Annotated in this window: 16 protein-coding genes and 2 pseudogenes; 13 read left to right on the top strand and 5 right to left on the bottom strand. The window is 72.5% G+C overall.

The window, feature by feature from the left end:
• Positions 1-46: 46 nt before the first annotated feature.
• The 3 genes from hmgA to ACZ7GZ_RS19380 are packed head-to-tail and all read left to right on the top strand — an operon-like array spanning position 47 to position 3,335.
• Positions 47-1,357 carry a homogentisate 1,2-dioxygenase gene (hmgA, locus tag ACZ7GZ_RS19390; protein ID WP_471025557.1) on the top strand — a complete coding sequence of 437 codons (1,311 nt, stop codon included), beginning with the start codon at positions 47-49 and terminating at the stop codon, positions 1,355-1,357.
• A gap of 48 nt (positions 1,358-1,405) precedes the next feature.
• Entirely contained in the window at positions 1,406-2,155 is a 750-nt protein-coding gene (locus ACZ7GZ_RS19385) for a GntR family transcriptional regulator (protein ID WP_471025554.1), read from the top strand.
• A 25-nt stretch (positions 2,156-2,180) separates the two neighbouring features.
• Positions 2,181-3,335: a type ISP restriction/modification enzyme gene (locus ACZ7GZ_RS19380; RefSeq protein ID WP_471025551.1), complete on the top strand. Its 1,155-nt coding sequence runs from the start codon at positions 2,181-2,183 to the stop codon at positions 3,333-3,335.
• On the opposite strand, the gene ACZ7GZ_RS19375 is transcribed toward ACZ7GZ_RS19380, so the two are convergent.
• Positions 3,332-4,036: a TetR/AcrR family transcriptional regulator gene (locus ACZ7GZ_RS19375; protein WP_471025549.1), complete on the bottom strand. Its 705-nt coding sequence runs from the start codon at positions 4,034-4,036 to the stop codon at positions 3,332-3,334. The genes ACZ7GZ_RS19380 and ACZ7GZ_RS19375 overlap by 4 nt on opposite strands.
• Positions 4,037-4,099: 63 nt before the next feature.
• Between ACZ7GZ_RS19375 and ACZ7GZ_RS19370 the strand changes: the two genes are divergently transcribed.
• The 3 genes from ACZ7GZ_RS19370 to ACZ7GZ_RS19360 all read left to right on the top strand — a co-directional run bounded on the left by ACZ7GZ_RS19370 (position 4,100) and on the right by ACZ7GZ_RS19360 (position 7,133).
• Positions 4,100-5,068: an ATP-binding cassette domain-containing protein gene (locus tag ACZ7GZ_RS19370; RefSeq protein WP_471025546.1), complete on the top strand. Its 969-nt coding sequence runs from the start codon at positions 4,100-4,102 to the stop codon at positions 5,066-5,068.
• On the top strand, positions 5,065-5,847 hold the full coding sequence (locus ACZ7GZ_RS19365) for an ABC transporter permease (protein ID WP_471025543.1): 783 nt from the start codon (positions 5,065-5,067) through the stop codon (positions 5,845-5,847). Before ACZ7GZ_RS19370 ends, ACZ7GZ_RS19365 begins: the two co-directional genes overlap by 4 nt.
• A 65-nt stretch (positions 5,848-5,912) precedes the next feature.
• Positions 5,913-7,133: a CaiB/BaiF CoA transferase family protein gene (locus ACZ7GZ_RS19360; RefSeq protein ID WP_471025540.1), complete on the top strand. Its 1,221-nt coding sequence runs from the start codon at positions 5,913-5,915 to the stop codon at positions 7,131-7,133.
• Between the two features lie 45 nt (positions 7,134-7,178).
• On the opposite strand, the gene ACZ7GZ_RS19355 is transcribed toward ACZ7GZ_RS19360, so the two are convergent.
• The 3 genes from ACZ7GZ_RS19355 to ACZ7GZ_RS19345 all read right to left on the bottom strand — a co-directional run bounded on the left by ACZ7GZ_RS19355 (position 7,179) and on the right by ACZ7GZ_RS19345 (position 8,938).
• On the bottom strand, positions 7,179-7,448 hold the full coding sequence (locus ACZ7GZ_RS19355) for a hypothetical protein (RefSeq protein WP_471025538.1): 270 nt from the start codon (positions 7,446-7,448) through the stop codon (positions 7,179-7,181).
• A gap of 126 nt (positions 7,449-7,574) precedes the next feature.
• Entirely contained in the window at positions 7,575-8,399 is an 825-nt protein-coding gene (locus ACZ7GZ_RS19350; protein ID WP_471025536.1) for an anti-sigma factor, read from the bottom strand.
• Positions 8,396-8,938: a sigma-70 family RNA polymerase sigma factor gene (locus ACZ7GZ_RS19345; protein WP_471025534.1), complete on the bottom strand. Its 543-nt coding sequence runs from the start codon at positions 8,936-8,938 to the stop codon at positions 8,396-8,398. Before ACZ7GZ_RS19345 ends, ACZ7GZ_RS19350 begins: the two co-directional genes overlap by 4 nt.
• Before the next feature lie 210 nt (positions 8,939-9,148).
• On the opposite strand from ACZ7GZ_RS19345, the gene ACZ7GZ_RS19340 reads away from it, so the two are divergent.
• From ACZ7GZ_RS19340 to ACZ7GZ_RS19325, 4 genes and pseudogenes are all read left to right on the top strand, one after another.
• Positions 9,149-10,693: a DUF4331 domain-containing protein gene (locus tag ACZ7GZ_RS19340; RefSeq protein ID WP_471025531.1), complete on the top strand. Its 1,545-nt coding sequence runs from the start codon at positions 9,149-9,151 to the stop codon at positions 10,691-10,693.
• A 100-nt stretch (positions 10,694-10,793) separates the two neighbouring features.
• The gene (locus tag ACZ7GZ_RS19335; RefSeq protein WP_471025528.1) at positions 10,794-12,467 is read left to right on the top strand and encodes a tetratricopeptide repeat protein; all 1,674 of its coding nucleotides are present in this window, start codon (positions 10,794-10,796) and stop codon (positions 12,465-12,467) included.
• Positions 12,464-13,972: a HoxN/HupN/NixA family nickel/cobalt transporter gene (locus ACZ7GZ_RS19330; protein WP_471025526.1), complete on the top strand. Its 1,509-nt coding sequence runs from the start codon at positions 12,464-12,466 to the stop codon at positions 13,970-13,972. Before ACZ7GZ_RS19335 ends, ACZ7GZ_RS19330 begins: the two co-directional genes overlap by 4 nt.
• Positions 13,973-14,013: 41 nt before the next feature.
• Positions 14,014-15,634: pseudogene (locus ACZ7GZ_RS19325) on the top strand (serine/threonine-protein kinase).
• An 18-nt stretch (positions 15,635-15,652) separates the two neighbouring features.
• Here ACZ7GZ_RS19325 and ACZ7GZ_RS19320 read toward each other — a convergent pair.
• Positions 15,653-16,459, bottom strand: coding sequence for an SGNH/GDSL hydrolase family protein (locus tag ACZ7GZ_RS19320; RefSeq protein ID WP_471025523.1), 807 nt, complete (start codon positions 16,457-16,459; stop codon positions 15,653-15,655).
• 240 nt (positions 16,460-16,699) lie between these two features.
• Between ACZ7GZ_RS19320 and ACZ7GZ_RS19315 the strand changes: the two genes are divergently transcribed.
• The 3 genes and pseudogenes from ACZ7GZ_RS19315 to ACZ7GZ_RS19305 form a co-directional block, all read left to right on the top strand.
• On the top strand, positions 16,700-17,155 hold the full coding sequence (locus tag ACZ7GZ_RS19315; RefSeq protein ID WP_471025522.1) for a hypothetical protein: 456 nt from the start codon (positions 16,700-16,702) through the stop codon (positions 17,153-17,155).
• Between the two features lie 365 nt (positions 17,156-17,520).
• Entirely contained in the window at positions 17,521-18,342 is an 822-nt protein-coding gene (locus tag ACZ7GZ_RS19310; protein WP_471025521.1) for a glycosyltransferase family 2 protein, read from the top strand.
• Positions 18,339-19,325: pseudogene (locus tag ACZ7GZ_RS19305) on the top strand (glycosyltransferase family 2 protein); the annotation flags it as partial. The gene ACZ7GZ_RS19310 and the pseudogene ACZ7GZ_RS19305, both read left to right, overlap by 4 nt.
• Positions 19,326-19,667 lie beyond the last annotated feature (342 nt).

Genomic DNA, 19,667 nt, shown 5'->3' with positions numbered 1-19,667 from the left:
ATTCCTACGGTGTTACATAGGAATCAGGAAGCGCAAGGGAGCGATCATGAGCGGGGACGCACGGAAGACCGCCGAGGGGCTGTCGTATCTGACCGGGTTCGGCAATGAACACGCCTCGGAGGCGGTGCCGGGCGCCCTGCCCGAGGGCCGCAACTCGCCGCAGCGGGCACCGCTCGGGCTGTACGCGGAGCAGCTGAGCGGCACGGCGTTCACCGAGCCGCGGGCGCACAACCGCCGCTCCTGGCTGTACCGCATCCGCCCGTCGGCCGCGCACCCGGCGTTCACCCGCACCGCCAACGGCTCGATCCGCACGGCCCCCTTCACCGAGACCGTGCCCGACCCCAACCGGCTGCGCTGGAACCCGCTGCCCGAACCGCCCGCGGGCACCGACTTCCTGGCCGGCCTGTGGACGCTCGGCGGCAACGGCGACGCGACCCAGCGCACCGGGATGGCCGTGCACCTGTACCACGCCGACGCGTCGATGGAGCGCGTCTTCTCCGACGCCGACGGCGAGCTGCTGATCGTGCCGGAGAGCGGCGGGCTGCTGCTGCACACGGAGTTCGGCCGGCTGCATGTGGAGCCCGCACATGTGGCGCTGATTCCGCGGGGGGTGCGCTTCCGTGTGGAGTTGCTGGACGAGTCGGCGCGGGGCTATGTGTGCGAGAACTACGGGGCTCCCTTCCGCCTGCCCGACCTCGGCCCGATCGGCTCCAACGGCCTCGCCAACGCCCGGGACTTCCGGGCGCCGGTGGCCGCGTACGAGGACGTGACCGGCCCGGTGGAGGTCGTGAACAAGTACTGCGGCAACCTCTGGACGGCCACCTACGGCCACTCCCCGCTCGACGTGGTCGCCTGGCACGGCAACCATGTGCCGTACGTCTATGACCTTCGCCGTTTCAATGTGATCGGCAGCATCTCCTACGACCACCCCGACCCGTCCGTCTTCACGGTCCTGACCTCCCCTTCGGACACCCCCGGCCTGGCCGGCGTCGACTTCGTCGTCTTCGCGCCGCGTTGGCTGGTGGGCGAGGACACCTTCCGGCCGCCGTACTTCCACCGGAACGTGATGAGCGAGTACATGGGCCTGATCGAGGGGGCGTACGACGCGAAGGCGGAGGGCTTCGTGCCGGGCGGCGGCTCGCTGCACAACATGATGTCGGCGCACGGACCGGACCGGGAGACGTTCGACAAGGCGAGCGCAGCCGAGCTGAAGCCGCAGAAGATCGACGACGGGCTGGCGTTCATGTTCGAGACCCGCTGGCCGGTGACCCTCACCCCGCAGGCGGCCGGCGCCGACCACCTCCAGCAGCGCTACGACGACGTGTGGCAGGGACTGGAGCGCCATTTCCGCGCGTGACGCCGCCTCTGTTGCGCCGCACGTTCATCGACAGGTACGGATAGCCGCGTGACCTCCTTCGCCCCGGATTCGATCGTCCTGAACCGCAAGCTGCCGCTGTGGTACCAGGTGTCGCAGTCGCTGCGCGCCTCGATACTCGGCCGCTCCCCCGCGGACCCGCTGCGGCTGCCCACGGAGGAGCAGCTGGCGGAGCACTACGGCGTGAGCGTGCTGACCATGCGGCAGGCACTGAAGGAGCTGGAGGACGAGGGGCTGATCAGCCGGCACCGGCGGCGCGGCACGTTCATCGAGCCGGACGCCCGGCGGGGCGCACCGGTCCGCCTGCTCGGCTCGGTGGACGCGATCGTGGCCCAGCAGTCCGGCATGACGACGGAACTGCTGGACCACGGCCCGGTGCCCGTGCCGCCCGGTCTCGCCGAGTACTTCCCCGACCTCGCGGAGGTGGCGGCGTACCACCGCCTGCGCTGCGACGAGAAGACCGGCGAGCCGACCAACCACGCCGTCAACCACGTCCGCCCCGAACTCGCCGCGCGCATCGACGTGGACGATCTGATCCGCTGGCCGATGACCAAGGTGCTGCGGGACGTCGTGAAGGCGGACATCAGCCGGATCACGGACACCGTGCAGGCCCGCCTCGCCGACCCGGAGACCGCCCGGCTGCTCCAGGTCCCGCTGCTCAGCCCGATCCTGCACTACACGGGCGTGACGTACGACGCCGCGGGGCGGGTGCTGGACGTGGCGGTCATCCACTACCGGGGAGACCGGTTCTCGTTCACCGTCACCCTCGACGCGACCTGACACCGGTTCCCGGTCAGGTCGTACGATGCCCTGCGTGACGCACGACGACGCTCCGCTGCTGGCGGACCTCATGCCGTGGTCCGTCGCACCGCTGCGGCCGGGCCGCGCCTGGCCGACGGCACCCGACCCGGGCTCTCTGAAGGCCCGCTGGGACGCCCTGCTGAAGGCCGGGGGCCCGGACCGGCAGGCCCTGTTCGAGCCGACCCGCTCGCGTACCCTCGACTCGGCGGTGGGCCAACTGCCCCGGCAGTCCACCGGCACCGAGCGGCTGGCCCGCGCCGAGGGCCCTTGCGCGGAGCCGGTCCGCGTCCTGGCGGCGCCCTTCGACGAGCAGTGGCTGATCCCGGACCACCGGCTGATCGACACGGCCCGCCCGGAATTGTGGCGGGTGGCGGACGCGCACCAGGTCTTCACGGTGGAGACGGGCGACACGGACACGCCGCTGCTGGCCACCTCCCTCCTGCCCGCGCTCCGCCCCGGCCGCGTCCGCCCCCTGTGGCGCCGCCCCGGCGGCACCGAACCGAACCTGGCCCCGGGTCTGCAGGACCACCTCTCCGCCCGGCTGTCCGACCGCCCCGCGGCGGCGGACGTGCTGGCCTGGATCCTGGCGACGATCCGTCCCGACCTCACCGTGCCGCTCACGGACGACACCGCACTGTGGCGTGCCGGCGTCGAGCTGGGCCACCGCATGCTGTGGCTGATGCGCCGCGACGGCGAACGCCCCAGGCTGCCGGGGGGCCGCCGCCCCTACGTCCGCGCCCCCCTGCCGGCCCGGCCCCTCACCCTGCACTACGACGAGGACGAGGAAACCCTCCACCTGGACGAGGGCCGCATCTCCCCCGTGCCGCCGCAGGCCTGGGACTACAGGGTGGCCGGAGTCCGGGTCCTGGAGTCCTGGTTCACGGCCCGCACCGCCCCGGCCGCCCCCGGCACCCTCACCGCGATCCGCCCGGCGACCTGGCCGCAGCCCTGGACGTCGGAGCTCCTGGAGCTGATCACGGTCCTGGCCCTGCTGGCGGAACTGGGGCCGCAGCGGTCCGGCTTGAAGGTGGCGTCAGCGGTCACGGCGAGCGATCTCATCGAGGCGGGCACCCTGCCGGTACCGGAAGCGGCCCGCCGCCCCGCCTCGGTCCTGGACCACCACGAGGAGGGTCCGGAGGGCCAGTTCGCCCTGATCTAGGCGAACGCGTCCAGCACCCGCGCCAACGCCCGCTCGAACACCGCCTCCAGATCGATCGGCCCCGGATCCTCCGCGAAGGCCGCCGCCATCCTGGGATACGCGCCGGAGGCGATCTGCGACCCGAGGTACGCGATCCGCACCGCGTTCTCCTCGTCCTCCGACCACGGCAGGGCCCGCACCCGCTCGGCCGTGTCCAGTTCGTTGCGGACGTACGTCGTCACGACACCGTTGAGCATCGCGATGAGCTCGAGCTTCGTCCCGTAGGACGCCTGCAGCGGGTCCAGGCAGGCCAGACAGTGCTCCAGATAGCGCAGGGCGTGCGGGCTGAAGCCGTACACCGGTGACATCAGGCGTGGCATCCACGGGTGCCGGTGCATCAGCGCGCGGGTCTGGTGCGCCATCCGGAGCAGGTCGGCCCGCCAGTCGCCGCTCGGCTCCCACGGCTCGTGCTCGGAACTGACCGCGTCCACCATCAGCTCGTACAGGTCCTCCTTGCGGGGGACGTAGTTGTACAGCGACATGGTGCCGCAGCCCAGCTCCGCCGCCACGTGCCGCATCGACACCGCGTCGAGCCCCCGCGCGTCGGCGATCCGGACGGCGGCGCCCGCGATGTCGTCGCGGGTGTACGCCGGCTTCGGACCCCGGCCGGTGCGCTCGGGGCGCGCCCAGATCACTTCGGGGACGGCCCCTCGGACTGCCATCGGTCATCACCTCGGTCACCATCCTAGTTACGTACAACGTACGCAGTGCGGTATGGTCGCGGCATGACTACTACGTACGCTGTACTTAGTGAGGGCCTGGAGAAGCGCTTCGGCGCTGTACGGGCCCTGCGGGGGCTGGATCTGGCGGTGGCCGAGGGCGCCGTGTGCGGGCTGCTCGGGCCCAACGGAGCCGGCAAGACGACGGCCGTGCGGCTGCTGACCACCCTGCTGCGGCCGGACGGCGGTTCGGCGCGGGTCGCCGGCCACGACCTCGTGCGGGAGGCGGCGGACGTGCGTCGCCGGATCGCCGTCACGGGGCAGTACGCCTCGGTCGACGGTGACCTCACCGGCCGGGAGAACCTGCGGCTGTTCGCCCGGCTGCACCGGGTGCGCGGTCCGGCCGCCCGGGCCGACGAGTTGCTGGAGCGCTTCGGCCTGACCGAGGCCGCCGGCCGCAAGGCCTCGACCTACTCCGGCGGCATGCGGCGCCGGCTGGACCTCGCGGCCAGTCTCATCCGCCGCCCCGGCGTGCTCTTCCTGGACGAGCCGACCACCGGGCTCGACCCGGTCAGCCGCACCCGCATCTGGCAGGCGGTGCGCGAACTGAAGGCGGACGGCACGACCGTGCTGCTGACCACCCAGTACCTGGAGGAGGCGGACCAACTCGCCGACGACATAGCCCTGGTGGACCGGGGACGCGTCGCGCACACCGGATCGCCCGCCGAACTCAAGGCGCTCATCGGGTCGTACGCGGAGGCCGTGGTGGCCGACAGCAGCGCGTTGACGCGGGCCGCGGGTGTACTCGACCACCTGACCGGGAGCGCACCGGCGTTCGACCGCGAGCGCAACGCCGTCGGCGCCGTGACCACCGACGCGACGCTCACCCTGCCGCGCCTCGTGCGCGAACTCGACGCGGCGGGCGTGCCGCTGCTGGACGCGAGCCTGCGCCCGCCCACCCTCGACGACGTGTTCCTGCGGCTCACCGGAGACTCCGGCGACGAGTCCGCCGACAGCAAGGAGCGTGCCGCATGAGCGCGTTGGCGTACGACGGCCTGGCGATGACGGGACGGCAGCTGCGCCGGGTCCGCAACAGTCCGGGCCTGGCGATCCTGACCCAGATGATGCCCGTCAACATGCTGCTGTTCTTCGGCTATGTGTTCGGCAGCGCGCTGGCGATGCCCGGTCGTGAGTACCGGTCCTTCCTGGTGCCGGGGCTGCTGGTCGCGACCGCGGCCGGCGGGCTGATGACCGGCATGTTCCAGGCCGCCGCGGACACCCATCGAGGCGTGATGGACCGGTTCCGCACGATGCCGGTGAGCCGGGCCGCCGTACCGCTCGGACAGGCGGTCGCCGACCTCGTCGTCACGAGCCTCGGCACCGTGCCGCTGCTGCTGGCCGGGCTCGCGGTGGGGTGGCGGATCAAGGGGTCGGCGATCGACGCGGCCGGTGCGGTGGGGCTGCTGCTGCTCTTCCGGTTCGCCTGCACCTGCGCCGGGATCTTCCTCGGTCTGCTCACCCGCAGCGAGGACGCCGCAGGGCAGCTGGGCGCCTCCTCCTTCGTACTGCCCCTGCTGTCCAACGCCTACATCCCGACCGGCAACCTGCCGGGCTGGCTGCGCACGCTCGCCGAGTGGAACCCGATCAGCGCGGTGACGACCGCCCTGCGGGACCTCTTCGGCAACGCACCCGTCCCCCCGGACTCCGCGTGGCCGGTGGCCCACCCGGTCGCCGGGTCGCTCGCCTGGAGCCTCGCCCTGACCGCGGTGTTCCTGCCGCTCGCCGTGCGCCGGTACGCACACGGGGAACGCTGACGGAACACCGTGGGAGCGCTGCCGGGCTACTGACAAACCCGCCGGTCACAGGCCATGATCCGGTCATGGAACAGCCCACGGGTCAGCCCGCCTACCAGCAGCCCCTGCCCCTCGCGGGCATCACCGTCGTCGCCGTCGAACAGGCCGTGTCCGCGCCCTTCGCGACCCGGCAGCTCGCCGACCTGGGCGCCCGGGTCATCAAGGTGGAGCGGGTCGACGGCGGCGACTTCGCGCGCGGTTACGACACGGCGGCCCGCGGCCTGGCCTCGCACTTCGTGTGGTGCAACCGCGGCAAGGAGTCCCTGGCGCTGGACCTGAAGGACCCGCGCGGCCTGGCCGCCGTACGGCGGCTGATCGCGGACGCGGACGTGTTCATGCAGAACCTCGCCCACGGGGCGGCGGCCCGGCTCGGCCTGGACGCGGCCACGCTGTGCGCGGCGCATCCGCGGCTGATCGCCGTGGACATCTCCGGGTACGGCTCCTTCGGGCCGTACGCGGACAAGCGGGCGTACGACATGCTCGTGCAGTGCGAGGCGGGGCTCGTGTCGGTGACCGGGACGCCGGAGCAGCCGGTGAAGGCGGGGATCCCGGCGGCGGACATCGCGGCGGCCATGTACGCGTTCTCGGGCGTCCTGGCGGCTCTCGTACGGCGGGGGACGACCGGGCGGGGCGGGCCGGTGGAGGTGTCGATGCTGGATGCGCTCGCCGAGTGGCTGGGGCATCCGCTGCACCATGCGATGCACGGGGGTGAGCCCCCGGCGCGCACCGGCCTCGCGCACGCCGTCATCGCGCCGTACGACGCCTATGCGACGGCGGACGGCGGGCGGGTGCTGCTGTCCGTGCAGAACGACCGTGAGTGGCGGCGGCTGGCCGAACAGGTCATAGGACGTCCGGAACTGGGGCTGGACCCCGCGTACGCGACGAACGCGGCACGGGTCGTGAACCGGGAGAAGACGGACGAACTGGTGGCGCGGGCGCTCGGCGCACTGGACACCGAGGAGGCGCTGGCGCGGCTGGAGAAGGCGGACATCGCCTGCGCCCGGCTCAGGGACGTACCCGAGCTGGTGGAGCATCCGCAGCTGGCGGCCCGGGAGCGGTGGCGCGAGGTGGGATCTCCGGTCGGGCCGCTGAAGGCGCTGCTGCCTCCCATCACACTGCCGGGCGGGGACGAGGCACGGATGGGTGAGGTGCCCGCGCTCGGGCAGCACACCGAGGCGCTGCTGCATGCCGTGGGGATGACGGACGACGAGATCGCAGCGATGCGCCGGGACGGTGTGGCGGCCTGAGCGCCGGCACTCCGCGAGCGGACTCCGGGAGCGGCTCGGGACCGCTCAGTGTCCGCCGAACAGCGAGCGACGCAGCCGACGCAGCGGTGCGAAGAGGGAGACGCGGCTGACCCGCTTGCCCCGGTCGCTGCGCTGGTGTGGCCTGTCACGCGCCGTCAGCTCGCGCATCAGCGAGGTCGCCTCGGCCGCCTCCCGCTGCGGTATGGCGGGACCCGCCAGCACCGACAGATGGCGGTCGAGGCGCGAACTGGTCGCGCTGCTCCCGCAGGTGATCGCAGGGACCCTGGCCCTGCTGCGCACTGTTATCTGTTCCATGTCACTCCCCACCCGTACGAGTCCACCCGGCCCGGGCAGGGTAACCCTATCGCCCCAGTGGGGCACGCGTGTATCTCGGCCACAGGATTCACCTTCCCTGCAAGGCGGTTGACCACCCCTCGCTGACTACTCTCCGAATCCGACCGATTTCAGGGTGAGTTGGACAAGGGGCTGGCCGGTCGGCTGCGCTGAGCCCCCGTCAGGTTCGACGGTTACAGCGAGTGACGTCGAGGACGTGTCGAGACCCTTCGCGACCAAGGGCGTGTCGCCCGCGAAGAGCCCGAGGGAGCGCGGCCCCGCGCCGGGGCGCACGAGCCAGAGCTGATGGACGCGGCCGCCGGGCGGGGCGCCGTATCCGCTGAGGGTGACGACGGCTTCCCGCTCCGATGCGGAAGCGATCACTCCGATACCGCGGCCCTGAGCGTCCTTGCTGGTGGTGGCCCGGGCGTCGGGCGCGGCCAGAACGTGGGCGATCTCACGTCCCCGGGCCCGCTCCGCGTCCAGCCGGCCCTGGCTGCGGTGCGCCTGGACGGCGAAGAGGGAGGCGACGACGAGGGCCGCCGCCGCGGTGGCCGTGGCGAGCGGCACGAACAGGGGGCGCGTGCGGGGCGTACGGGTGCGTCCCGGCGGGGGCTGGGTGCCCCAGACGTGCGGCGGCAGCTGGGGCGTGCGCTCCCGGCCCGGCGCCTGTACCGGTGCCTGCTCCTGCGGGGTGGTACGCACCGCGGCCAGCACCCGCTCGCGCAGTCCGGCGGGCGCGGGAGCCGCCGTGGACCAGGCGAGTCGTACGGCGTCCTCGGCGAGGTCCCGCACCTCGGCGGCGCAGCGGTCGCAGCTCTGCAGGTGTTTCGCGAACCTGCGCCGCTCGCCCGCGTCGAGGGCGTCGAGCGCGTAGGGCGCGGCGAGGGAGTGCAGGTCCTCGCGGCGCAGCAGCTTGCCGAGGATGCTCATGCGGCGCCTCCCAGGCACTGGCGGAGCCGGGTGAGCCCGTCGCGCATCCGTGTCTTGACCGTGCCGAGCGGCAGCGAGAGCCGCTCGGCCACCTCGCGGTAGGTGTAGCCGTCGTAGTAGGCGAGGGTCACGGACTGGCGTTGCAGGTCCGTGAGCCGGCGCAGACAGCGGCGCACCCACTCGCGCTCCATGCCGGCCTCGACCTCCTCGGCGACCTGGTCGAAGGCGGGCTCCCCGGCGCGCAGGGCCTCCCGCTGCTCGCGCTCGCCGGCCGCGCGGGCACTGCGCACCCGGTCGACGGCGCGGCGGTGGGCGAGGGTGAGGATCCAGGACAGCGCGCTGCCCCGCCCCGGGTCGTACCGGGCGGCCGAGCGCCACATCTCGAGCAGTACCTCCTGGGCGACCTCCTCGGACTGGGCGGGGTCGCGCACCACCCGTCGCACCAGTCCGTACACCGGTCCGGACACCAGTGCGTACAGGTCCTCGAAGGCCCGCTGGTCGCCCCCCGCGACGAGCACCAGCAACTCGTCCGCCCGCATGCGGGTCCCCTCTCCGCGGCCGCAGCCGGCCCTTCCGCGCACTCCACGCATCCGCACGAACGCACACCTCCGGCGGGTGATACGGATCAGCGGGCCGAAAACGCGGGTCGGGAAGGACCCAAAACTTTTTCTCCGGCCGACCCATCCGATCCGTGGTCCGGCTCCGTATACCCCTCCGTCAAAGGCAAGTCGGCACTGAGGACGGACGGCATGACACCTCTCTTCTCCAGGAGCGGCACGGGACGCACCGGCGTGGTCACGCTCATCTGCGGTGCGCTGGCCGCCGGGGGGCTCACCGCCGCCGGCGCCGCCGCGCTGGCACCCGGGGCGGCCTCCGCCTCTTCCCACCGGGAGGCCCCGCTGATCTCGGGCACCCCGCAGTACGACAACACCGACCTGTACGCGTTCGTCAGCCCGGACAAGGCCGACACCACGACGATCGTGGCCAACTGGATCCCGTTCGAGGAGCCGGCGGGCGGGCCGAACTTCTACACGTTCGCCGACGACGCGCAGTACGACCTGCACATCGACAACAACGGTGACGCGCAGGACGACCTGGTGTTCCGCTACACCTTCACGACCCACACGAAGAACGGCAACACGTTCCTGTACAACACGGGGCCGGTCACCAACCTGGCGGATCCCGACCTCAACATCACACAGACATACGACATCGATCTGCTCAAGCTCAAGAACGGGCACGCGATGTCGAAGACGAAGGTCGCGGACGACGTGCCGGTGGCGCCGTCCAACGTCGGCAAGGCGTCCATGCCGTACTACGGCAAGCTGCGCGACCAGGCCGTCTACAAGGCGGCGGGCGGCGCCAAGACCTTCGCCGGGCAGGCGGACGACCCGTTCTTCGCGGACCTGCGCGTCTTCGACCTGCTGTACGGCGGCAACCTCAGCGAGGTCGGGCGGGACACCCTGAAGGGCTACAACGTCAACACCATCGCCCTGCAGGTGCCGAACGACCTGATCCGTCAGTCGGCGGGGCAGCCGGTCGTCGGGATCTGGTCCACGACCCAGCGCCGCAACGCGCAGGGCTACTACACCCAGGTCTCGCGCCTGGGCAACCCGCTGGTCAACGAGGTGGTCAACCCACAGAAGGACAAGGACAAGTTCAACGCCTCCCAGCCCGCGTACGACGCGCAGTTCCTGAAGAACGTCACCAACCCGGAGCTGCCGAAGCTGATCGAGTCGATCTACAAGATCAAGGCACCGGCCGAGCCGCGCAACGACCTGGTCGACGTGTTCCTGAAGGGTGTGAAGGGCCTCAACCAGCCGCCGGGAGTGCGTCCCTCGGAGGAGCTGCGCCTGAACACCTCCATCAAGCCGAGCATGCATCCCAAGCGCCTGGGCGTCCTGGACGGCGACAACGCGGGCTTCCCGAACGGGCGCCGGCTCACCGACGACGTGATCGACGAGGCGTTGCAGGTCGTCGAGGGTGAACTGGTCGGCTCCAAGAACGACCTGGGCGACGCGGTGGACAAGAACGACAAGGGCTTCGAGAAGTACTTCCCGTACGTCGCCGAGCCCACCTCCGGTTCGCGCGGACCGCTCGCCAAGGGCACGACGGCGGGCACGGACGTGCGCAGCCAGCTGGGCGACGCCCTTCAGCCTGCCGGGTCCTCCGACGGCTCCGGTTCCGGCAACACGGTGCTGATCGCCGCGTCGGCGGCCTCGGGTGCGGCCGGGATCCTGCTGATCGGCACGGCCGTCGGGTGGTGGCGCCGGCGCATGCGGCGCCCGTACTGACCGCCGTACCCACCCCGGACCGGCGCGGCCCGTAACCCCCTCCCCCACGGCGGGCCGCGCCTTCCCCTTCCGACCAGCACCAGGCGACCGAGGAGAGGGCATGTCCCCGCGCACGAACGACGACGAGGCCGGCGAGCGGCAGGTGAACACCGAGGAGGACGAGACGGCGCCGCGGCTCACCGCAGCCGACACCGCCTCCGGGACGGGCGCCGAAGGAGGCAGGCCCGGCTTCGAGGAGCCCTTGGTCACCCGTCGCGCCCGCATGACGCCCGGTTCCGAGAAGCCCTCGGCCGACGGCGGCGAGGACGTGCCGCCCGACTCGCCGCAACCCTCGCCCCGCGCACAGTCCCCGGCCGACGGCGACAGCGAGCGCGTGACCCCCGGCTCCGACGAGCCCTCGGCTCCCGGTCCCGACGAGCGCGTGGCCACCCTCCGGCGGTTCGCCACCGCCGGGCGGCGCTGGCGGGGCGTACAACTCGTCGGCTGTGCGGCCCTGTTGGCCATCGCGTTGACCGGCGGCGCGATCGCCGTGGGTGCGGACCGGGCGCCCACCACCGTGCCGGCCGCCTCCACCGCCGTGGACCCCGGCGTCCTGGGCGGCGGCGACCTGGACGCGAGCATCGCCGCGCTGCAGAGCCATCTGCGCACCCAGCCCAAGGACTCCGGCGCCTGGGCCACCCTGGGCCTGGCCTACGTCGAGCAGGCGCGGACCAAGGGCGACCCCTCCCGCTACCCGCAGGCGGAGCAGGCGCTGAAGCGGTCCCTCGCACTCGCCCCGGACAGCGACCAGGCGCTGGCCGGCCGCGCGGCCCTCGCCGCGGCCCGGCACGACTTCAAGGACGCCCTGACCTACGCGGACGAGGCGCTGCGGCAGAACCCGTACAGCGAGCGCGCACTGTCCTCCCGTGTCGACGCCCTGGTCGAACTCGGCCGGTACACCGAGGCGTCGAAGGCGGCCGGGACAGCCGACGCCCGCAAGCCGGGCGTGCCGGTCTTCACGCGGTACGCGTACGTGCACGAGCTGCGCGGCGATGTGACGACGGCGCGCCGGGTCCTCGGGCAGGCACTGGCCGGCGCGACCTCGGCGGGCGACGTCGCGTACGTGGCCGCCCAGCTCGGCCAGCTCGCCTGGAACCAGGGCGACTACAAGAGTGCCCTCACCTCCTACGCCCGCGCCCTCGCCGCCGACGACACCTATCTGCCCGCGCTGGAAGGCCGGGCGCGGGCGCAGGCGGCGAGCGGTGACCGTGCGGCGGCGATCAGGGGGATGGAGACGGTGGTGTCCCGCTATCCGCTGCCGGGTCCGCTCGTCGAACTGGGCGAGCTGTACGAGGCGCGGGGCGCCGCCGGCGACCGGGCCAGGGCGCGGCGGGAGTACGCCCTGGTGGACGCCTGGATCGCGCTGGCCCGCGCCAACGGCGTCAACGCCGACCTCGACACCGCGCTGGCCGCCGCCGACCACGGCGACAAGGCGGCCGCCCTGCGCGCGGCCCGCGCCGAATGGGCCCGCCGGCACACCGTGCACACTGCGGACGCCCTGGCCTGGGCGCTGCACGTGAACGGCCGCGATGCCGAGGCCCTGCCGTACGCGCGCCGGGCCACCGCCACCGGGTACCGCAACGCCGCCTTCCTGTACCACCGCGGCATGATCGAGCTGGCCAGGGGCCACCGCACGGCCGGCCGCGCCTCCCTCACCTCCGCGCTGAAACTGAACCCCGGCTTCTCCCCGCTCGGCGCGGCCGAGGCCCGCACCGCGCTGGAGGCCGCGCAGTGAAGCTCCGCCTCCCCCTCCTGCTCCTCGCCGTGAGCGCGCTCGCGCTGCTGCCGGCCGGCCAGGCGAGCGCGCACCCGCTCGGGAACTTCACCGTCAACCGCTACGACGGCCTGGTCGCCGCCCCCGGGCAGCTCCGCGTCGACCATGTGGAGGACCTCGCCGAGATCCCGGCCACCCAGACCAAGCCGGACATCGAGCGGCTGGGCATGGCCCGTTGGGCCCGGCAGCGCTGCACGCAGTCCGCGCAGGGCAGCGAGGTGACGGTGGGCGGGCACCGGGTCCCGCTCACGGTGCGGGACAGCAGGGCCGCCCTGCGCCCCGGACAGGCGGGCCTCAACACCCTGCGCGTCGCGTGCCGTTGGACCGCGCCGCTCCCCCGGGCCGGTTCGGTCTCCCTCGGCTTCCACAGCGCGACGAACTGGTCCGGCCCCGGCTGGCGGGAGATCACCGCGCGCGGCGACCGTATGACGCTGACCGCGACGGACGTCCCGAAGACGTCGGTCTCCCGCGAACTGACCACGTACCCGAAGGACTTGCTGTCCTCCCCGGCCGACACCACCGCCGCCTCCGTGCGGCTGCGCCCCGGCGGCCCGGCGCTCGCCGAGGAGCGGCAGCAGGCGCCGGGGGCCGCCATCCTGCCGCGGGGCGCCGACCGCTGGACCCGCGCGCTGGACGACCTCGTGGCCCGGCACGACCTCACCGTCGGCTTCGCCGCGCTGGCGCTCCTCGTCGCGGTGGTCCTCGGCGCGATGCACGCGCTCGCGCCGGGCCACGGCAAGACCCTGATGGCCGCGACGGCGGCGGCGCGCGGTGGCCGGGCCCGCCCGCGGGACGTGCTGCCGCTGGCCGCCTCGGTCACGGTGACCCACACTCTCGGCGTGGTCGCCCTGGGCCTGCTCGTCACGGCCGGCTCGGCCGCCACCCCGTCGGTGATCGCCTGGCTGGGCCTGGCGAGCGGCGCCCTGGTGCTGGCGGCCGGCGCCAACCTGGTACGGCGGGCCTGGCGCAACCGGACCCACGGGCATGCGCACGCCCACCATGGTTCCGACCGCCACCATCACCACCCTCACCATGGTGAGCACGCCCATGGGGAACACACCCATGAGGAGCACACCCACACGCACACCCACGGCGGCCACACCCACTCCCACTCCACCGCCCCCACCCTCCGCGGCACGATCCTGCTCGGCTTCGCCGGTGGGCTGGTGCCCAGTCCGTCGGCCGTGGTCGTCCTCGTCGGCGCCGCCGCGCTCGGCAAGGCCTGGTTCGGGCTGCTGCTCGTCGTGGCCTACGGTGCCGGGCTGGCGCTGACGCTCACGGCCGCCGGGTTCGCCGTGGTCCGGCTGGGCTCGGGCGTGACCCGCGTGCTGGAGCGGCGTCCGCGCTGGACCGCTCACCCGGTGGCCACCCTGGTGCGCCGGTCCGTGCCGCTCGCGTCCGCGCTGGTCGTCCTGGCCCTCGGCGCGGGATTGGTGCTCAGGGGGGCCGCATCCGCGCTCGGCTGAGCTACTTTGGGGAGACATCACGCGACTTGCCTGGGGGCGCCGTGTCCGAAGAGCCGGGCCACGAACGTGTGATCGCGGGCCGCTACCGTCTGCTGTCCCCGCTGGGCGAGGGCGGCATGGGCACGGTGTGGCGCGCCCGGGACGAGGTGCTGCACCGCGAGGTGGCCGTCAAGGAGGTGCGGGCCCCGGCCGGGCTGCCGGCCTCCGACGTGGAGCGGATGTACGCGCGCCTGGAGCGCGAGGCGTGGGCGGCGGCGCGGGTCGCCCACCGCAATGTGGTCACGGTGTACGACGTGGCGCTGGAGGCCGGCCGGCCGTGGATCGTGATGGAGCTGGTGCGCGGGCTGTCGCTCGCCGACCAGGTGGAGGCGGAGGGTCCGCTGTCTCCGCAGCGGGCCGCGCACATCGGCGCCGAGGTGCTGGCCGCGCTGTGCGCCGCGCACGCCGCCGGGGTGCTGCACCGGGACGTCAAGCCCGCCAACGTGCTGCTCGCGAACGACGGGCGGGTGGTGCTGACCGACTTCGGGATCGCCTCGCTCGAGGGCAGCTCCGCGCTGACCATGACCGGCGAGGTGATCGGCTCGCCCGAATTCCTCGCCCCGGAGCGGGCGTTGGGGCGGACGCCGGGGCCGGAGTCGGATCTGTGGTCGCTGGGGGTGCTGCTGTACGCGGCCGTGGAGGGCGTCTCGCCGTTCCGGTACGACACCCCGCTCAGCACCCTGCGCGCCGTGGTGGAGGACGAGCTGCCGCCGCCGCGCCGGGCCGCTCGCCGGCGTCATCGAGGGGCTGCTGCGCAAGGAACCCGCCGAACGGCCGGTCGCCGAGCGGGCGGAGCACGAGCTGCGGACCGTCGCGGCCGGGGGTGCCCCCTCTGGAGGAGGAACGCCCCGGACGGCCCCCATGCCGGTGCCGCCGTACACCGCACCGCCGGCCGCGGGCCGGTACCAGGGGCCCTCCCCGCGGTCCTCCCCCGCTCCGCCGGTGCCGCTGCCCGGCAGCACGGCACCCGAGGAACCGGAACGCTCCCGGCGGACCGGTGTGGTGCTGGTGGCGGGGGTCCTCGCGGTCGTGCTCGCGCTGGCGGGACTGACGTACGCGCTGCTGAACCGCGACAACGGCGGCGGCCGGGCGAAGGAGGACGGCGGCCGGGCGAGCGGGAGCGCGCACGTGCCGACCACCCACAGCGGCACCCGCTCGGACACCGGGACGCCGCCGACCCCGAGCGGCAGCACGTCGTCGGGCACCCCGCCCGCGCAGTCGGTGCGCGTCACCGTGACGGGCGCACACACGACGTACTCCGGGAGCTGTCCGCCGCCCGCCGGGCAGACGCCCGTCTTCACGGCGACGTTCACGGTGGGGCGGGTGCCCGCGCAGGTGGAGTACCGGTGGGTGACGACGCGCGGGTCGGTGTCGGATCCCGGGTGGCGGACGCTGTCCTTCCCGGACGGCGGCGGGAAGAGCCGGCAGGTGCGGGCCACCCTGTCGGTGTACTCCGGTGCCGGCGCGGCCGGGGACCAGGTCGGTGTGAAGGTGCGCGGCCCCGTGCAGACCGCGTCGAACACCGTCCCGTTCTCGGTGAGCTGTACGACGGCTACGGCGACGGAGACCCCGTCGGGCGGGGCCTCCGCTTCGGCGTCGGGCTCACCGGAGAGTTCACCCTGAGGGGCGAGCCCGTCCGGGTCACGCGTTGTTCGTGAGCACCGGCAGATAGCCGCCGGAGTGGCCGGCCGCGGTGGGGTGGTACGACTCGCCGATGTCGAGCCAGTTGACGCTGTGCAGCCAGGAGTCGCCGGAGCAGATCTCGTGGCTGGAGAACGCGGTACGGACGTCACCGAAGACGAAGCCGTGGGCCTGCACGCGCTTCTGGATGGCGGCGTCGATGTAGTCGGCCGCGCCGTTGATCGCGGACCGTTTGGTGCCGGAGAGCCCGAGGCAGGTCTGGCCGAGCAGGTAGAAGCGGGGGTAACTGAGCACGACCACCCGGGCGTTCGGGGCCTTGGCGCTGATCGCGTTGTAGACGGTGTCCAGCTTGCCGGGCAGCGTGGAGTCGACGTACGCCTTGGCGGTGTTGATCCGGTCGAGGCAGGCGCTGTCGGACTGGATCACACAGGTCGTCATGACGTCGGAGAACCCGGCGTCGTTGCCGCCGATGGTGAGGGACACCAGTGAGGTGGAGGAGTTCAGCGAGCCGAGCTGGTTCGCGAGGACGTCGTCCGTCGTGGCGCCCGAGCAGGCGTTGAAGGCGAACGAGGACGGGCTGTGGGCTGCGTTCCACAGGTAGGGGTACGCCTTGGTGCTGCGGTCGCAGCTGCCGCTGGAGCCGATGTAGCTGCCGGCGCCGACTCCGGAGGAGTAGGAGTCGCCGAGGGCCGCATAGCCACCGGCCCCGGCCGTCGAGGACGCCTGCGCCGAGGCGGCCCCGGTGAGACCGAGGCCGGCGGCGAGGAGGAGCGAGGTAACGAATCCGGTAAGTCGGGAACGTCTCATGGAACCTCCCTTTAGCAGGATGTCTGCCACAACTGTCGTAGCAACTACGCGTGTTGACGGGAAGTGTCCATGCCAAGACCATTCGGCTCTCAACAGGCTCAACCCGAAACATTCACGGATCATCTATTGCATGTCCATGTCATGACAGTTGACGGCTAGACAATCGCCTTCTTGACGGCCCCCCTCGGTCCGCGCCACAGTGAAGCCCGACATCCGGCGCGTCGGGGGGCAAAGTCGCCAATGCAGACCTTGGGTATCAAGTCACCTTCATCAGACGGCGACGCCGAGGACTCCGGCGCAGCGCGGACCGGGCCGGGGAGGGCCCTGTCACCGCTGCTCGCTGGGGCGGCGACCGCCATCGGCGGTGTCGGCGCGCTGCTCGCGCTCACCGACTCCACATCCGTACTGCGCGGCCCGTGCGCCCTGTTCTTCCTGCTCGCGGCGCCGGCCATGACACTCGCCGCGGCACTGCGCGGACTGGATCCGTTCGGCCGGGCGCTCTGCGCGCTCGCGGGCTCCGTCGTCGTCACCATGCTGGTCGCCCAAGGCATGCTCGCGGTTCACCGCTGGTCGGTCCGGGGCGGGGTGCTGGCCGTGACCGCGCTGAGCGCGCTGCTGCTGCTCGCGATCCTGCTTCGGGAACGAATTTCCGGAAAACGTACACAAGACCGAGCAACACCGGCCAAAGTTGTGTAACGGCCAAACCAACAAAAACGTGAGGGAGCCCTCAGGGCTTGCCTTTCGGGTTCAATCGTCAATACCGTCGTACATCTCACCCGCACCGGCACGTCGGCATACGGCTCCAGGGGAGGGCTCAGGGCCGCGACGTCACCGGCGCGGGGCGCGGTAGGGGGGTGCCGTGCTCGGTGACCGCAACTGTGACCGAGTCGTGCCGCGCGACCGGCTGCCGTATTTCTCGGGCAGACCGGCCAGCTTTGCCAGCTCGCCTTGCGGTACGGAGATCATTTCGCCGTGCCCAAGACGAGAACCCCCCTTTCGAACCGGACACAGAGCCGGACCGCCCAGGGGCGGGCGGTCCACCGGACGAGAGGGAAAAACCCGTGAGTTCCGTGCTGCGCCCGCCGAGTTCGGGCCAAGATCCGTTCCTTGAGGCCCACTACCGGCCCATCTCCTCTCACCTGGCGATAACCCCGCCGGTGAGCGTGGTGATCCCCGCCATGAACGAGGCGGAGAATCTCCCCTACGTCTTCAAGACACTCCCGGACTGGATACACGAAGTCGTTCTCGTGGACGGCAATTCCACGGACGACACCATCGACGTGGCCCGTTCCCTGTGGCCGGACGTCAAGGTCGTCGGACAGCGCGGCAAGGGCAAGGGGGACGCCCTGATCACCGGGTTCGAGGCGTGCAGCGGCGACATCATCGTGATGGTCGACGCGGACGGCTCGGCCGACGGCGGCGAGATCGTCAGCTACGTCTCCGCGCTGGTCTCAGGCGCCGACTTCGCCAAGGGCTCGCGCTTCGCCAACGGCGGCGGCACCGACGACATGACCTTCATCCGCAAGCTCGGCAACTGGGCGCTGTGCACCGTCGTCAACCGCAAGTTCGGCGCCCGCTACACCGACCTGTGCTACGGCTACAACGCGTTCTGGCGGCACTGCCTCGACAAGATCGACCTCGACTGCACCGGCTTCGAGGTCGAGACGCTGATGAACGTCAGAGTGGTCAAGGCCGGCCTGAAGGTGCAGGAGATCCCGAGCCACGAATACCTCCGCATCCACGGCACCAGCAACCTGCGGGCCGTGCGCGACGGCATCCGGGTCCTGAAGGTCATCCTCAAGGAGCGCTCCAACCGGCGCGAGCTGCGCCGCCGGGAACGCCACTCGCCGATGCTCGACACGGTCCGGGGAGAGGCGTCTTGAGAGATCCCGGCATCTCCGTCGTGATCTGCGTGTATACCGAGGACCGCTGGGAGGACATCCTCGCGGCGGTCTCCTCGGTGCGCGCGCAGTCGTACCCGGCGCTGGAGACGCTCCTGGTCGTGGACCACAACCCGGCCCTGAAGGACCGGCTGGAGCGCGAGTACAAGGAGACCGAGGCCGTCCGGGTCCTGCCCAACGCGGGCACGCGCGGCCTGTCCGCGGGCCGCAACACCGGCATCGCCGCCTCCCACGGCGAGGTCATCGCCTTCCTGGACGACGACGCCGTGGCCGAACGGGACTGGCTGCGCCGCTTCGCCGAGGGGTACGCCGACCCGCGCGTGATGGCCGTCGGCGGCCGTACGGAGCCGGTCTGGGCGTCGGGCCGGCGGCCGGTCTGGTTCCCGCGGGAGTTCGACTGGGTGGTCGGCTGCACCTACAAGGGGCTGCCACCGGGCCGGGTCCAGGTCCGTAACGTGCTCGGAGGAAACGCTTCCTTCCGGCGTACGGCGTTCGAGGCGGCGGGCGGCTTCGCCACCGGCATCGGCCGCGACGGCGACCGCCGCCCGCTGGGCTGCGAGGAGACGGAGCTGTGCATCCGCCTCACCCGGGCCCGCCCCGACGCCGTCCTGCTCATCGACGACCGGGCGGTGATCCACCACCGGGTGCCCGCACCCCGAGAGCACTTCGCCTACTTCCGCACCCGCACCTACGCCGAGGGCCTGTCCAAGGCGCTGGTGGCGAAGAGCGTCGGCGCGGACAAGGGCCTGGAGTCCGAACGCCGGTACACCACCCGGGTACTGCCCGCCGGGGTCGCCCGCGGCCTGCGGGACGCCCTGCTGGCCCGGCCCGGCGGCGCCGGCCGCGCGGGCGCGATCGTGGCAGGGGTGCTGAGCGCCGCCGGCGGCTACGCGGTCGGCAGCCTGAGGGCGCGGCGCGGCGGTACGACGTTCTCGGCGGCACCGATCCCGACGGCACCGACCTCGCAGGCACCGATCCCAGAGACACCGATACCGATGACTCCCGTCCCTGGCACACCCATCCCACAGGCCCCGCTCCCGGAAGCACCCGTCCCACAGGCCCCGGTCCCGGAAGCACCCGTCCCACAGGCCCCGACCCCCGAAGCACCCGTCCCACAGGTGCCCGACCCAGGCACACCCACCCCGCAAACGACCGACCCCGGCACACCCGTCCCACAGGCGCCCGACCCTGGGACACCCATCCCACAGGCCCCGCCCCCCGAAGCACCCGTCCCACAGGCGCCCATCCCTGGGACACCCATCCCACAGGCCCCGGTCCCGGAAGCACCCGTCTTGCAGGCGCCCGTC

The sequence above is a fragment of the Streptomyces sp. NPDC037288 genome (genome assembly GCF_055603265.1).
This window is presented reverse-complemented; position numbering and strand designations above follow the sequence as displayed.